Source organism: Sphingomonas sp., from assembly GCF_965227385.1.
Classification (GTDB): Bacteria; Pseudomonadota; Alphaproteobacteria; order Sphingomonadales; family Sphingomonadaceae; genus Sphingomonas.
Genome location: NZ_OZ245750.1, coordinates 1,992,487 through 2,007,578 on the forward strand (window position 1 = coordinate 1,992,487; position 15,092 = coordinate 2,007,578).

General features: G+C 66.0%; 13 protein-coding genes. 7 read left to right on the forward strand and 6 right to left on the reverse strand.

What is annotated here, in order from left to right:
* Nucleotides 1-786 carry a hypothetical protein gene (locus ACO05N_RS09595; RefSeq protein WP_422056885.1) on the forward strand — a complete coding sequence of 262 codons (786 nt, stop codon included), beginning with the start codon at nucleotides 1-3 and terminating at the stop codon, nucleotides 784-786.
* A gap of 9 nt (nucleotides 787-795) precedes the next feature.
* On the opposite strand, the gene ychF is transcribed toward ACO05N_RS09595, so the two are convergent.
* The 3 genes from ychF to ACO05N_RS09610 all read right to left on the reverse strand — a co-directional run bounded on the left by ychF (nucleotide 796) and on the right by ACO05N_RS09610 (nucleotide 3,144).
* Nucleotides 796-1,896 (reverse strand): redox-regulated ATPase YchF, encoded by a 1,101-nt coding sequence (gene ychF, locus ACO05N_RS09600; RefSeq protein ID WP_422056886.1) that lies wholly within the window; start codon nucleotides 1,894-1,896, stop codon nucleotides 796-798.
* Nucleotides 1,897-2,018: 122 nt separating this feature from the next.
* On the reverse strand, nucleotides 2,019-2,483 hold the full coding sequence (locus ACO05N_RS09605) for a glycine zipper 2TM domain-containing protein (RefSeq protein ID WP_422056887.1): 465 nt from the start codon (nucleotides 2,481-2,483) through the stop codon (nucleotides 2,019-2,021).
* 61 nt (nucleotides 2,484-2,544) lie between these two features.
* Nucleotides 2,545-3,144 carry a TIGR02466 family protein gene (locus ACO05N_RS09610; protein ID WP_422056888.1) on the reverse strand — a complete coding sequence of 200 codons (600 nt, stop codon included), beginning with the start codon at nucleotides 3,142-3,144 and terminating at the stop codon, nucleotides 2,545-2,547.
* A gap of 110 nt (nucleotides 3,145-3,254) precedes the next feature.
* Between ACO05N_RS09610 and ACO05N_RS09615 the strand changes: the two genes are divergently transcribed.
* A complete protein-coding gene (locus tag ACO05N_RS09615) occupies nucleotides 3,255-3,794 on the forward strand; it encodes a hypothetical protein (protein WP_422056889.1) in 540 nt (179 codons plus the stop codon).
* 161 nt (nucleotides 3,795-3,955) lie between these two features.
* On the forward strand, nucleotides 3,956-4,981 hold the full coding sequence (locus ACO05N_RS09620) for a hypothetical protein (protein WP_422056890.1): 1,026 nt from the start codon (nucleotides 3,956-3,958) through the stop codon (nucleotides 4,979-4,981).
* Between the two features lie 53 nt (nucleotides 4,982-5,034).
* Here ACO05N_RS09620 and pth read toward each other — a convergent pair whose 3' ends face one another.
* The 3 genes from pth to ACO05N_RS09635 form a co-directional block, all read right to left on the reverse strand.
* Nucleotides 5,035-5,607, reverse strand: coding sequence for an aminoacyl-tRNA hydrolase (gene pth / locus ACO05N_RS09625; RefSeq protein WP_422056891.1), 573 nt, complete (start codon nucleotides 5,605-5,607; stop codon nucleotides 5,035-5,037).
* Nucleotides 5,608-5,692: 85 nt separating this feature from the next.
* On the reverse strand, nucleotides 5,693-6,373 hold the full coding sequence (locus tag ACO05N_RS09630) for a 50S ribosomal protein L25/general stress protein Ctc (protein WP_422056892.1): 681 nt from the start codon (nucleotides 6,371-6,373) through the stop codon (nucleotides 5,693-5,695).
* Between the two features lie 110 nt (nucleotides 6,374-6,483).
* Nucleotides 6,484-7,329 (reverse strand): TraB/GumN family protein, encoded by an 846-nt coding sequence (locus tag ACO05N_RS09635; protein ID WP_422056893.1) that lies wholly within the window; start codon nucleotides 7,327-7,329, stop codon nucleotides 6,484-6,486.
* Nucleotides 7,330-7,410: 81 nt separating this feature from the next.
* Between ACO05N_RS09635 and ACO05N_RS09640 the strand changes: the two genes are divergently transcribed.
* The 4 genes from ACO05N_RS09640 (at nucleotide 7,411) to ACO05N_RS09655 (ending at nucleotide 15,016) form a co-directional block, all read left to right on the forward strand.
* Nucleotides 7,411-8,304 (forward strand): glycine--tRNA ligase subunit alpha, encoded by an 894-nt coding sequence (locus ACO05N_RS09640; RefSeq protein WP_422056894.1) that lies wholly within the window; start codon nucleotides 7,411-7,413, stop codon nucleotides 8,302-8,304.
* Nucleotides 8,301-10,580 carry a glycine--tRNA ligase subunit beta gene (gene glyS, locus ACO05N_RS09645; protein ID WP_422056895.1) on the forward strand — a complete coding sequence of 760 codons (2,280 nt, stop codon included), beginning with the start codon at nucleotides 8,301-8,303 and terminating at the stop codon, nucleotides 10,578-10,580. The genes ACO05N_RS09640 and glyS overlap by 4 nt, the downstream gene beginning before the upstream one ends.
* 269 nt (nucleotides 10,581-10,849) lie before the next feature.
* Nucleotides 10,850-13,513 (forward strand): pyruvate, phosphate dikinase, encoded by a 2,664-nt coding sequence (gene ppdK, locus ACO05N_RS09650; protein WP_422056896.1) that lies wholly within the window; start codon nucleotides 10,850-10,852, stop codon nucleotides 13,511-13,513.
* 150 nt (nucleotides 13,514-13,663) lie between these two features.
* Nucleotides 13,664-15,016 carry a protoglobin domain-containing protein gene (locus tag ACO05N_RS09655; protein WP_422056897.1) on the forward strand — a complete coding sequence of 451 codons (1,353 nt, stop codon included), beginning with the start codon at nucleotides 13,664-13,666 and terminating at the stop codon, nucleotides 15,014-15,016.
* Nucleotides 15,017-15,092: the final 76 nt, after the last annotated feature.

Below are 15,092 nucleotides of genomic sequence, written 5' to 3' on the forward strand. Positions count from 1 at the left end.
ATGACCCACACCGCATCCGCCCCGAACAGCCGCGTGCGCGCCACCGCCGCGCTCGTCTTCGCACTCGCCCAGATCCTCGCCCCGCTGCTGCCCGCAATCGGCATCGGCAACCCGGTCGGCGAACAATCGGCGGACACGCAGACGCTGATCACGCCGGCGGGCTGGGCGTTCGCGATCTGGGGGCCGCTCTATTTCGGCACGCTGGTCTATGTCGTCTATCAGCTACTGCCGCGCCATCGCGACAGCGACCTGGTGCGCCGGATCGGCTGGCATTTCGCGCTCGCCGTGCTCGGCAACGCGCTGTGGGTGACTTATACCCAATTGTTCAGCCTCGGCTTTCCGTCGGTGCTGATCATCGTCTTCACGCTGGTCAACCTGCTGGCGATCCTGCGCATCTTCGCCAGCACCGCGACGTTCAGCCTGGGCGAACGGCTGGCGGTGGTCTTGCCGCTCAGCGCATTGGCGGGCTGGCTGACCGCCGCGACCATCGTCAACATCGCCGCAGCGCTCAACTTCCACGGCATCGCGCTGCCCGCGCCTGCGCCGCTGATCTCAGCGGCAATCCTGATCGTCGGCGGCGTGATCGTCGCGGCGGCTTTGGTCGGCACCGGCGGCAACCCGTGGTATCCGATCCCGTTCCTGTGGGCGCTGTTCGCGATCCATCAGAAAGCAGGGCAGGTGCATGACGAGATCGCCACCGCGACCATCGTCGCGGGACTGCTCGTCATCGCCACCCTGGTCGTGATGCTGGCCAGCGCAGAGCGCCGGAAACGCTATCTCGGCTGAGGCGCCCGATCAGACGTTGAAGCGGAACAGCATCACGTCGCCATCCTGGACGACATATTCCTTGCCTTCGGACCGCAGCTTGCCGTTGTCGCGCGCGCCGGTTTCGCCGTTAAACTTGACGTAATCGTCGAACGCGATCGTTTCGGCGCGGATGAAGCCGCGTTCGAAATCGGTGTGAATCTCGCCCGCCGCCTGCGGCGCCTTGGCCCCGACATGCGTTGTCCAGGCGCGCGCTTCCTTCGGCCCGACGGTGAAGAAGGTCAGCAGCTGCAGCAGCGAATAGCCTGCGCGGATCACGCGGGCGAGGCCGGTTTCGGTCAGCCCCAGCTCGGCCAGGAACTCGCCGCGCTCTTCGGCGGGCATGGTCGCGATCTCGGCCTCGATCGCGGCGGAGACGACCACGGCCTGCGCGCCCTCTGCCTTCGCCTTTTCGAACACGCGTGCCGAATAGTCGTTTCCGTCGGCTGCATGCTCTTCATTGACGTTGCAGACATAGAGCACCGGCTTGGCCGTGATCAGCTGCGCCTGCTTGAGGACGCGTTCCTCTTCGATGTCATTGGGTTCGACCAGCCGCGCCGGCATGCCCTCACGCAGCAGGTCGAGCGCGCGGCCCAGTACCGCGGCCGCGATCTTGGCTTCCTTGTCGCCCTGCGCCGCTTTCTTCTGCAGGTTCGGTACGCGCTTCTCGAGGCTTTCGAGGTCGGACAGCATCAGCTCGGTCTCGACCGTCTCGGCGTCCGCGATCGGATCGACCTTGTTGTCGACATGCTGGATATCGTCATTCTCGAAACAGCGCAGGACATGGACGATCGCGTCCACCTCACGGATGTTGCCGAGGAACTGGTTGCCCAACCCTTCGCCCTTGCTCGCGCCGCGCACGAGCCCTGCGATATCGACAAAGCCCAGCTGGGTTTCGATGATCTTGGCCGACCCGGCGATCTTGGCCAGCGCGTCCAGCCGGTCGTCGGGCACCGCGACATTGCCGACATTCGGCTCGATCGTGCAGAAGGGATAATTGGCCGCCTGCGCCGCCGCAGTCTGCGTCAGCGCGTTGAAAAGCGTCGATTTGCCGACGTTCGGCAGGCCGACAATGCCGCAGCGAAAGCCCATGGGTCTCTTGATCCTGTGATCCGGGAAAGGCGCGCAGATACGCCGGAGACAGGCAAAAGGCTAGACCATGAAAAGGCCCGCCGGTCTCGCGACCGGCGGGCCTTGTTGCTAGCACGGTCCGATCAACGGCAGCGTACGTTGCCGCGATCGATCTCCCGGCCCACGACCGCACCACCGGCACCGCCCAGGATCACGCCGAGCAGGTCGCCATTGCCGATCGCGCCGCCCAGAATGCCGCCCAGTGCGGCACCGACGACCAGCCCCGTGGTCCCGTCATTCCGGCGGCAATAGTAGCGGCCGTCGCGCCCGCGATAGACCTGATCCTGGCGGCCCAGGCGACGCTCGCGATAATTGCCCTGACGGTAGCTGCGCGACGCATCCCAGTTGCGGTCGCTCCCCCGCCAGCGATAGTCGCGGTCGCGATAGTCGCGTCGATCGTCCCAGCGCCGGTCGCGGCGCTCGTTATATTCACGGTCGCGCTGACGCTCGCGTTCTTCCCAGCTCTGCGCGTGGGCCGTGCTCGACAACAGCGGCGCCGCCGGAACCGCCAGCGTCATGGCGAGCAACGCGGTAATTGCCTTATTCATCATCAATCTCCCGATGGACGCGGTTGAACCGTGCCATCGGCGAAATGGTTCCGCGCGTGCGTCAGCGATAGTTGAAGCTGACGCTGATCCGCTCGCCCTTGCCGGTATGGGGTGTCACCTCATGCCGCAGCCAGCTTTCCCACAGGAAGATGCTGCCCGGCTGCGGTTGGGCATAGACGAAGGTCTGCAGGTCTTCCGGCGCGTCGGGACGGCGGGGCGGGGCGGCCATCAGCATGGGCAGGCGCGGATCTTCCAGCTTGAGCGCGCCCGCGCCCGGCGGCACGTCGATATAGATGGTGCCCGATACCACGCTGTGCGGGTGGATATGCCCCGAATGGGTGCCGCCGGGCTTGAGGATATTCACCCACAGGCTGTCGAGCCTGAGCTTGCGCGACAGGTCGAGCGCGCAGGCATCGGCAAAGCGCGCGACATGGCGGTTGAGGTGGCGCACCAGATCGGCAAAGCGCGGGTCGCGGTCGGGCAGATCGTCGAGCGACGCGTAGCTGGTATAGCCGCGATAGCCATGCTCCTTCGACCAGCGCTGGCCCGCGCGGTCATGGTACGCCAGGTCGCGGCAGGCATCGGCCAGTTCGGCTAGCAGCGCGGCGTCGTCGAGCTGCGTCTGCGAAAAGCGGGTGGCGAACAGCGTCTTGATCGTCATGCGACGCGCACAGCATGGACGCGGGGGCGACGCAAGCGCCCGCGTGGTTGACAGGGCGCGGCACGGCGTCAAAGTCGCGCGATCGACGAACAGGGGAGGACATCAAGTCCATGAAGACTTTCGCAATCCTCGCGCCGCTGGCGCTGGTCGCGCTCGCCGGATGTGGCGACAATGGCGCACAGGAAAAGGCGGCTGCCGAAGCCAAGGCCAAGGCCGAGGAGAAGCGCAAGGCCCGCGACCTGCAGGACAAGCTGGCGCTCAATGTGCGGTGCTATGCCGCGGTGAAGTGGCAGCAGCGCCTGCTCGACAGCCCGTTGCCCAAGAGCCTGGGGGGCGGCGCCGAGCCGTTCCTGAACTATTATCGCGGCATGATCGAAAAGACGCTGGGCGATCAGGTGATCCCCGCCGATCCGCCCAAGCCGGAGCTGTCCAAGGCCAATCTCAACACCTATCTCGACTGGGCGGTGAAGGACCAGATCGACACCAGCTTCACCAAGGGCGATCGCGGCCAGGCGCATGCGCAGGTAACCACGTGCCTGCAAAGCGGGGCGGAGTTCGGCGGGGTCGGGCCGATGGCGAAGCTTAACCCGGCGGAGCGGTTCGGCAAGGTGCAGCAGCTGCGCGGTCTGCTCGGCCAGCTGGGCAACTGACGCTGTTATTGGCCGATACGGCGAATCCCGTATCGGCGGTCTTCCGTTTCGTGGCCAGCCACGCTACCGCAGCAACCAGAGTGGCCGTGGCAACGCGGCCTGTTCATCCCGGGTAAAGGCGCCACACGCCTTCCAGACGGCCACGTTACAGGAGTCGCAGTATGATTCGCCGTTCCATCCTGATTGCCAGCACCGCAGTTGTTCTGGTCGTAGCCGGCTGCAGTGGCGGCGATGATGCCACGCCGACCCCGACTCCGACCGCGTCGTCCAGCGTGACGCCGACCCCGACGCCGACTGCGGCTCCGACCTACGCGTCGCTCCCGCTCACCGCTGCCACCGAGTTCTTCACCGTTAGCGCGGCGCTGAGCTACACCGGCGACGCGACGGCCGGCCCGGTTGCGCTGGGTGCGGCGGGCACCGACAGTTTCTCGAACCGCGTCCGCCTTGCGCTGCAGAACGTGACACCTGCGACGGATGCGCTGCCGGTCGTGGTGCGTGAAAGTACCGAGGAGGCTAGGTTTGGTACCGGCGATCTTCTGACGCCGCCCGCAGCTGGCGTACCCGAATATGTCTACCGTGAGAGCACTGCGCCGACCACGGCCGGGGCGTTCACCCAGCTCGAGCTGTACAACAACACGATCCGCGACCCGTCGACCCCAGACAGCGCGCCGGAAGGCTATCTGAAGACCTTCAAGCGCTCGAGCTACGCTGCATGGTGGCGGGGTGCGAGCACCGCCGGCGTGAAGCGCGTCACCTATGGCACCTTCGGCTATCCGACGATCCCGACCGACCTGCCGACCACGGGGACCGCCACCTACACGACGACCGTCGCGGGCCGTGCGGTGATCTCGCCTGCGGCGGGCGCCAGCTCGGTCGACAAGCTGACCGGAACGGCGACCGTTTCGGTCAATTATGCGACCGGTCTGGTGACCGTGACGATGGACCTCAGCCGCGTCACTTCGGGCGGCAACGTCGCCTATGGCACCTTCACCGGCACCGGCGCGATTCCGGTGGGCAGCACGCAGTTTACCGGCAGCTTCGGCCCGGGCAGCACGGTTGGTGGTACCTTCCAGGGTGTGGCCTATGGCTCGCAGGCGACCGAGCTCGGCATCAGCTTCGCGCTGAGCGGCACGGTGGTTGCGGGCGACAGCCGCGCGGTTGGCGTGGTCCTCGCCAAGAAGAACTGATCGAGCCTGATCCAACGAAAAGGCCGGGGAAACCCGGCCTTTTTTGTGTCCGCTCAAGACCGCTGCAGGCGCAGCGCGATATCGTTCATGAACCGCGCATCATCGCCTTTGGCCAGCCACTCCGCTTCCGCTGCGATCGCGCCGAGCAGGTCGGACAGATCCTCGATCTCCGCCTTTGCATAGTTGCCGAGGACATAGCCGGTGACGCGGTCCTTGTGCCCCGGATGGCCGATGCCGATCCGCATGCGGCGGAAGTCGGCGCCGATATGCGCGATCGCGCTGCGGATGCCATTCTGCCCCGCCGCGCCGCCGCCGCGCTTCACCTTGACCTGGAACGGGGCGAGGTCGAGCTCGTCATGGAACACGGTGACCGCCTCCGGCTCGAGCTTGTAGAAGTCGAGCGCGGCGCGGATCGCGCGGCCGCTTTCGTTCATATAGGTCGCGGGCTTGAGCAGCAGGATCTTGTCGCCGCCGATCCGCCCTTCCTGCAGCCAGCCCTGGAATTTCTTCGCGGGCGCGGAAAAGCCATGCACTTCGGCGATGGCGTCGGCCGCCATGAAGCCGACATTGTGCCGGTTCATCGCATAGTCGGGGCCGGGATTGCCGAGGCCAACCCAGAGCTGCATCGCATTACCTTTTCACAAACGAAGAGCGCCCCCGCACATGGGGTGCGGAGGCGCTCGTAATCGATCGGCACAAGCCGCGAAAGGCTTACTCGCCGTCCTTGGCCTCGCCCTCGGCAGCGTCGCCTTCAGCGGCGGGCGCTTCCTCGGTCTCGCCAGCGGCTTCTGCCTCAGCAGCCTCGGCCTGCTCGGAGACCAAAGCCGCCGGAGCCGCGATCGTCGCGATGGTGAAGTCGCGGTCTTCGATCGCGCTCGTCACGCCCTTGGGCAGGGTCACGGCCGAGATGTGCAGCGATTCGCCTAGGTCCAGACCCTTCACCGAAACGGTGATCTCGCTGGGGATCTCGGCCGCGTCACACACGACTTCGAGCTCGTGACGCACGATGTTGAGCACGCCGCCCTTGGTCAGGCCCGGCGACGCGTCTTCGTCGGCGAACACGACCGGCACCGACACGGTGACGGTGGCATGTTCGGAGATGCGCAGGAAATCGACATGGACCGGGCGTTCGGTCACGACGTCGAGCGACACGTCCTTCGGAAGCGTACGGATCGCCTTGCCGCCCAGACCTTCGATCATAACGACCGAGTTCATGAAGTGGCCGGTGTGCAGCGCCTTGTACAGCGCGCGCTCATCCAGGTGGATGCTCGTCGGTTCCTGATTGTTGCCGTAGATCACGGCGGGGACGCGGCCTTCACGACGCAGCGCCCGGGAGGCTCCCTTGCCAACCCGGTCGCGCGTCTCGGCCGACAGCGTAAGCGTGTCGCTCATATGTCGTTCCAATGCGCTAAAGTGATTCCAATTCCGCCCAGGCCTCCAGGGATGACCCTGACCGGAAGCGCGCGCCTATAGGCGAGGGGGGCGGGAAAGGCAAGCTGCGGTCAGTATACCACCCGCTCGACTTTCAATCCCCGCTCGCCCAGCAGCGCCTGCACGCTGCCCTTGCCGGCGAGATGCCCTGCGCCGACCGCGACGAACACCGTGCCGGGTTGGTGCATCCGCGCCGCGACCCAATCGGCGAAGCGCGCGTTGCGGCGGGTGATCAGTGCCTCGGCCACCTCCGGCGACGCCAGCGCGCCGCGGTTCATCTCCGCCCCGACGCTCTCGGCATCGCCCTTGGCCCAGGCGGCGACGAACTTGTCGAGCCGTGCCTTCGTCCCCGGCAGTGCCTTGACCGTTTCTTCGAGCATCGCACTCTGCGCCGCGCCGGACAGGCCGTCGAACAGCATCAACTGCCCGCGCGCCGACTCCAGCGCCTTGACCGGCTTGCCGGCGTCCTCCGCCGCCTCGGACAAGGTCGCCTCGACCCCGTCGCCGGCGTCATAGCCCGCCTGCTTCACCGCCAGCTGTGCCAGCGTCAGCGCCGCCAGCCACGGCTCCTGCTTGTCGATCGCGCCCGCCGGCATGCCCAGGTCACGCGCCGCTGCATCGACCTCCGGCGCGAACGGTGGCCCGCCGCGCGTGCCAAGTTGCGCGGTCAGCGCGGCGATCGCCTGCGGATCGGGCTTCGCGATCTCCAGCACCACCTCGTCGCTCGCGTCGAACGCCTCGCGCACGCCTTCGTCGAACCAGTGCATGCGGGGCTTGAGCACATGGACGGTGCCGAACAGATAGATGGTCGTGTCGCCATCCTTGACCACCCACAAAGCGGGGTCGGCATCCTCGCCGAAAAGCGAACAGCTTGAGAGCAGCAGGGCAGCGAGGGGGACGATCAGACGCTTCAACATTATCGCCCCTCCAAAGCCGCCCGCGCCGCCCGCGTCAACCGCAGTTGACCGCTCTTCGCCCTTTCGCCAAAGCCCGGCACCATGACCACGCCGCTCAGCTTCCAGGGCATGATCCTGCGCCTCCATGATTATTGGAGCCAGCGGGGCTGCCTGATCCTTCAGCCCTATGACATGCGCATGGGTGCCGGCACCTTCCACACTGCGACGACGCTGCGCGCGCTCGGGCCAGAGCCGTGGAACGCCGCGTTCGTCCAGCCATGCCGCCGCCCGACCGATGGCCGCTACGGCGAAAACCCCAACCGGCTGCAGCATTATTACCAGTATCAGGTGATCCTGAAGCCCAGCCCGCCCGACCTGCAGGAACTGTATCTCGGCAGCCTGACCGCGATCGGGATCGACCCGCTCAAGCACGATATCCGCTTCGTCGAGGACGACTGGGAATCGCCGACGCTCGGCGCTTGGGGTCTGGGCTGGGAAGTGTGGTGCGACGGGATGGAGGTGACGCAGTTCACCTATTTCCAGCAGATGGGCGGCTTCGACTGCAAGCCGGTGGCGGGTGAGCTGACCTACGGCCTCGAACGCCTCGCCATGTACATCCAGAACAAGGACAGCGTGTACGATCTGGCGTTCAACGACGCCGGCGTCACCTATGGCGACGTTTTCCTCGAGAACGAACGCCAGATGTCGAAGTATAATTTCGAGGTCGCCGACACCGACACGCTGTTCGAAGGCTTCCGCAAGGCGATGGCCGAGTGCGAGAATTGCCTGACCAACAACGTCCCGATCGCCGCCTATGAACAGGCGATCGAGGCGAGCCATCTGTTCAACCTGCTCCAGGCGCGCGGCGTCATCTCGGTCGCTGAACGTCAGGCCTATATCGGCCGCGTCCGCGATCTCGCGAAGGGCAGCTGCGAGGCGTATATCGAACATATGAAACCCGACTGGAGCGCCAAATATCCGGAGTGGTCGCTGTGACCGACTTCCTCCTCGAACTCCGCTCCGAAGAAATCCCCGCCCGCATGCAGGACAAGGCGCGCGAGGATCTCGTCCGCCTGTTCACCGCCGAGCTCGACAAGGCAGGCCTCAAGGCCGCGAGCCTCGTCACCTATGCGACGCCGCGCCGCCTGACGCTGATCGCGCGCGACCTGCCCGAGCAGACCGCGGCGGTGAACGAGGAGCTGAAAGGCCCGCCCGCCGACGCGCCCGATGCGGCGGTTGAGGGCTTCCTGCGCAAGGCCGGCCTGACCCGCGACGCGCTGGAAACCCGCGACGTCAAGGGCCGCGCGACCTTGTTCGCGGTGATCGACAAGCCCGGCCGCGCCACGGCGGACGTGCTGGCCGAAGCAATCCCGGCAATCGTCCGCGCCTTTCCCTGGCCCAAATCGATGCGCTGGGGCGAAGCGTCGCTGAGCACCGAAAGCCTGCGCTGGGTCCGCCCGCTGCAGGGCATCGTCGCGCTGCTCGGCGAGAGCGTTGTGGCGTGTGAGGTTGCGGGCGTAAAGTCCGGTGCCGTGACCGTCGGCCACCGCTTCCACCACCCCGACGCGATCACGATCACCAGCGCCGCGACCTATGTCGATCAGCTGCGCGACGCTTATGTCATCGTTGACCAGAATGAACGCCGCGCGACCATCGCGGTCGGCGCGAAGCTGGCAGCGAACAAGGCCGGGCTGACTCTGGTCGAGGACGAAGGGCTGCTGATCGAGAATGCGGGCCTCACCGAATGGCCGGTGCCGCTGCTCGGCCGCTTCGACGAAGCGTTTCTCGACGTCCCGCCCGAGGTGATCCAGCTGACGGCGCGCGTGAACCAGAAATATTTTGTCTGCACAAATGCCGACGGCAAGCTGGCCAACGCCTTCATCTGCACCGCGAACATCGAAGCGGCGGATGGCGGCGATCAGATCGTCGCGGGCAACCAGAAGGTGCTCGCTGCACGGCTGAGCGATGCGCGCTTCTTCTACGAAACCGATCTCAAGACGAAGCTGGATGACCTGCATCCGAAGCTCGAAAAGATCGTCTTCCACGAAAAGCTCGGCACCGTCGCCGACAAGGTCGATCGTGTGATGAAGCTAGCCGAGTGGCTGGCAAGTGAAGGCATCGTTCCAAATTGCGATCCTGTTCAGGCGCGTCGTGCGGCAGAGCTGTGCAAGGCGGACCTCGTCACCGGCATGGTCGGCGAATTCCCCGAGCTGCAGGGCCTGATGGGCGGCTATTACGCCGCCGCGCAGGGCGAAGACCCCGCCGTCGCTGCGGCGATCCGCGATCACTACAAGCCGGTCGGGCAGGGCGATGAAGTCCCGACCGCGCCGGTCACGGTGGCGGTGTCGCTGGCGGATAAGCTGGATAGCATTCTTGGATTTTTTGCAAATGGGTTCCCGCCCACTGGCTCACGCGATCCATTCGCTCTCCGTCGATCCGCTCTTGGTGCGCTGGCCCTAATAAGGGACAATGGGCTGCGGCTTGATCTCGATGAGGCGCTTTCCCAATTTGTCGGCAATTTCTTTGAAGCTATTCCCGATCCGTCTCGGCCCGAACAGGAGCATGTGTTCATCGATACCGATGAACTCAAGAAAGATCCAAACGCCCGGGTCATCACGGGAGTCGGCCGGACTTCGATTTATCGAGGCGACGCGCTTCTATTTTCAGTGCCGGGCCAATTTCTAACGATTGACGATCTTCACGCTCGCGGGGAGGGTGTTTGGGATGGCTTCGAAAAGCTTCTGGAGTTCATTCTTGAACGGGTTCGGGTGTTTCTTCGCTCGACATATGTACACGACGTCGTTGAAGCGGCGCTACCGCATCCTTCGGCGCGAGGTTCCGTTCAGCGTCTAGGGGATTATGATTTTGATCTCGTCCGCCTGCTCGCGCGCGTCCATGCGCTGCAGGCGTTCATGGCGACCGAGGACGGGGCAAACCTGCTCGCCGGCTACAAGCGCGCGGCGAATATCCTGAAGAAGGAAGGCGGCGTGCCCGAAGGGGCGGGTGCCAATCCGTCGCCCGAACCTGCCGAGGCGGCGCTGATCGCCGCGCTCGACACTGCCGAGCCCAAGGCTGCGGCTGCGGTCGAGGCGGAGGAGTTCGAAGGGGCGATGGCCGCGCTGGCGATGCTGCGTGGGCCGATCGATGCATTCTTCGCGGATGTGACGGTCAACGACGCCGACAAGGACAAGCGCGCGGCGCGGCTGGCATTGCTGGCGCGGATGCGCGACGCCGTCCACCGCGTGGCGGATTTCGGAAAGATCGAGGGGTAGCGGCAAGATAATCTTACCCCGCAAGGGGAAAGGTGGCGCCGAAGGCGGCTGAGGGGGAGGGCGGCGGTCCTGTCGCTTCTTGCCTAACTGCGGCCCCCCTCCGTCAGGCTGCGCCTGCCACCTCCCCCTAGCGGGAGTGGATTGAAAGCCGCCCCCCGCGCAGAATTTCACACGCCTGTAGCATTTCTTCCCCCTGACAACGGGGGACAAGCCCTTCCCCCTTGTTCGCACCTGCGGTACGCGCGGCCCAAGTCACGGAAGGGGTTCGAATGACTCGCAATGTGTACCGCTTCGGCGGGGATGTTTCCGACGGCGGCCAGGGGGACAAGAACCTGCTCGGCGGCAAGGGCGCGAACCTTGACGGGATGGCGTCGATCGGCCTTCCGGTGCCGCCCGGCTTCACCATTTCGACCCCGGTCTGCGCGCTCTATTACGAGAATGGCGAAAGCTTCCCCGACAGCCTGAAGGCCGAGGTCGCAACCGGCGTCGCGCATATCGAGGGGGTGACGGGCAAGCGTTTCGGCGATGCGGCGGATCCGCTGCTCGTCTCGGTCCGCTCGGGCGCGCGCGTGTCGATGCCGGGGATGATGGACACGGTCCTCAACCTCGGTCTCAACGACGCCACCGTGGTTGGGCTGGCGGACACGAGCGGCGACGCGCGCTTTGCGTGGGACAGCTATCGCCGCTTCATCCAGATGTATTCCGACGTCGTGCTCGAACTCGACCATGGCCGGTTCGAGGAAGCACTGGAGATCGCCAAGGAGGATCGCGGCTACAGCCTCGATACCGAGATGACCGCCGCCGATTGGCAGACGCTGGTCGAGGAATATAAGGCGCTGGTGCAGGAGCTGTGGGGCAAGCCGTTCCCGCAGGACGTGCATGACCAGCTCTGGGGCGCGATCGGCGCCGTGTTCGGGTCGTGGCAGTCGGAGCGCGCGAAGGTCTATCGCCGCCTCAACGACATTCCCGGCGACTGGGGCACGGCGGTCAATGTCCAGGCGATGGTGTTCGGCAATATGGGCGACACCAGCGCCACCGGCGTCGCCTTTACCCGCGACCCCGCGACCGGCGAGAACGCCTATTACGGCGAGTTCCTGATCAACGCGCAGGGCGAGGATGTCGTCGCCGGCATCCGCACCCCGCAATATCTGACGCGGGCGGCGCGTGAGCGGGCAGGGGCCAAGCCGCTGTCGATGGAAGAGGCGATGCCGGAGGCCTATGCCGAACTGGCGCGCGTGTTCGATCAGCTCGAGCGCCACTACCGCGACATGCAGGACATCGAGTTCACGGTCGAGCGCGGCAAATTGTGGATGCTCCAGACCCGCTCGGGCAAGCGCACTGCCAAGGCGGCGCTCAAGATCGCGGTCGATATGGCCAATGAAGGGCTGATCACCCGCGACGAGGCGATCCTGCGCGTCGATCCCTCGGCACTCGACCAGCTGCTTCACCCGACGCTCGATCCCAGCGCGCCGCGCGACGTGCTGACCAAGGGGCTTCCCGCCTCGCCGGGTGCGGCGTCGGGCATCGCGGTGTTCGACAGCGACACCGCCGAAAAGCGCGCTGCGGCGGGCGACGCAGTGATCCTGGTGCGCGTGGAGACCAGCCCCGAGGACATTCACGGCATGCACGCGGCCAAGGGCATCCTGACCGCGCGTGGCGGCATGACCAGCCATGCGGCGGTGGTCGCGCGCGGCATGGGCCGTCCCTGCGTCTCCGGCGCGGGCACGTTGTCGATCAAGGCGTCGGAAGGCGTGATGCGCATCGGCACGCGCGAAGTGCGCGAGGGCGAAGTGCTGACGATCGACGGCACCACCGGCGAAGTGATGCTGGGCGCCGTCCCAACGATCCAGCCCGAACTGGCCGGCGATTTCGGCACGCTGATGGTATGGGCAGATGAAGTCCGCCGCCTGAAGGTCCGCACGAACGCCGAAACCCCGCTCGATTGCCGCACCGCGCGCGAGTTCGGTGCGGAGGGCATCGGCCTGTGCCGGACGGAGCATATGTTCTTCGACGCCGCCCGCATTACCGCCGTCCGCCAGATGATCCTGGCGAGCGACGAGGCCGGCCGCCGCGCCGCGCTCGACAAGCTGCTGCCCGAACAGCGCGCCGATTTCATCGAGATTTTCGAGGTGATGGCGGGCCTGCCCTGCACGATCCGCCTGCTCGATCCGCCGCTGCACGAATTCCTGCCGCACGCGGAATCGGAGTTCGAGGAGGTGGCCAAGGCCGCCGGGCTCGACGTCGAAACGCTGCGCCGCCGCGCGGCGGAGCTGCACGAATTCAACCCGATGCTGGGCCATCGCGGCTGCCGCCTCGGCGTGACCTATCCCGAAATCTACGAAATGCAGGCACGCGCGATCTTCGAGGCGGCGTGCGCCGTCGCGGAGAAGTCGGGCGCGGCACCGGTGCCGGAGGTGATGATCCCGCTGGTCGGCACCAAGCGCGAGCTGGAGCTGATGAAGGCGGTGGTCGATCGCGCTGCGCAGGCGGTGTTCGCGCAGCAGGGGCGGACAATCGAATACCTTGTCGGAACGATGATCGAACTGCCGCGCGCAGCATTGCGCGCCGGGGAGATTGCGGAGGCGGGGGCGTTCTTCAGCTTCGGCACGAACGACCTCACGCAAACGACGCTGGGCGTCAGTCGGGACGATGCCGGGCGGTTCCTCACGACCTATGTGGAGAAGGGAATCTATGCCCGCGACCCGTTCGTCAGCCTGGATGTTGAGGGCGTGGGCGAGCTGATCAGCATCGCGGCCGAACGTGGCCGCGCGACGCGGCCCGACATCAAGCTCGGCATCTGTGGCGAGCATGGCGGTGACCCGGCTTCGATCGCCTTTTGCGAACAGACGGGCCTCGATTACGTCTCTGCCTCCCCCTATCGCGTGCCGATCGCGCGGCTGGCGGCGGCGCAGGCCGCCTTACGTTCACGTTAATCAGAACGATCTGTTCCGATTATTTTCGTACCTGCCGTCCGGAGAATATTTCGCCAGTCTAAGGATAGCATCGACGCTTCCGTCGGTGCCGTCCTGACACCCCCAGACGCATCGGATGGGAAGCCTCTAACCAATAGAGAGGTCCGCCAGATGCTGAATGACATGTTGGGTCCCCGGCTCGCCTTTATCGGCTTTGATGAGGCGCAACGGGCGACGCTGCAGGAACTGGGCCGTGAACTGGAGCCTCTGGTCGCGGCGGCGCATAAACGGCTGTACGACAAAATCGCCGACACTCCAGCGCTCCGCCATCACTTCCGCGATGCGCAGCATATGAGCGCGGCGCGCAACCTGCAGGACCAGCATTGGAAACGGCTGTGGAGCGGGCGGTTCGACCAGGATTATCTCGAAAGCGTCCGCCGCGTGGGCAAGGTCCATGCGAAGATCGGCCTCGAACCGCAATGGTATGTCGGGTCCTACGCGATCGTCGTCGACCAGCTGATCCACGACTATCTGGGATCGCAACCGCAGGGCTGGCTGAGCCGCGGCAAGGGCACGCGCGCGGACCAGATCGCGGTGCTGCTGAAGGCGGTGATGCTCGATATGGAGCTGGCCGTCACCGTCTATTTCGAGGAGGCCCAGGCCGAACGCGACCGCGCGGCAGAGGAAACCCGCAAGCGCGAGGCGGCGCTCAACACGCTGCTCGAATCGATTTCGCGCACCAGCGGTGCCGTCCTGACCGGGGCGAACGAGATTGTGGCGGCGTCGGATGATCTTGCCCGGCGGACCGAGGCGACCGCTGCGAGCCTGGAAGAGACCAACGCCTCGGTGCTGCAGATGGATGCGCGGCTGCGCGCCACTGCTGCGGCGGCCGGGGAGACGGTTGCGCGCGCGGACGGCGCGATGAGCGCGGTGACTGCGGGGCGCAGCGTGGCCGAGGATGCGGTCGCGGCGATGGGCCGGGTCAGCGAATCCGCCAAGGGTATCGACGACGTGATCGAGGGTCTCGACAAGATCGCGTTCCAGACCCGCGTGCTTGCCATGAACGCCGCCGTCGAAGCCGGTCGCGCGGGCGAGGCGGGGCGCGGCTTCGCGGTCGTCGCCGACCTTGTCTCCGCGCTCGCCATGCGCGCCGAGGAGGAGGCGAAGCGCGCCTGCGACCAGCTCACCGTGACTCAGGCGGAAGTGACGCATGCGGTCGAGGCGGTACGCCAGGTCGACGGCGCGCTGACGGGCATTTCGGAGAATGTCTCCAACGTTCACGAACTGCTCGACACCATCGCCAGCGAGAATGCCGAGCAATCGGCTGCCATCGGCGAGATCACCAGCGCGATCGCCGCGATGGACCAGACCGCGCAGCAGAATGCGGCGATGGTCGAGGAAACCTCCGCCGCCGCGCGCAACCTGATGCGGGAGATCACGACGCTGAGCGAGCAGGCCAATGGCAGCATGGGCAGCGTCGCGTCCGCCCCAGCACCCGCGCCGATGCGGCTGGCCTATGGCTGACCGCGCAGCTAGACTAGCGGGATGACGACGTGCATCGACTTGCGGCCGACCCGCCCTGACGGCCCGTGCAGGGCAC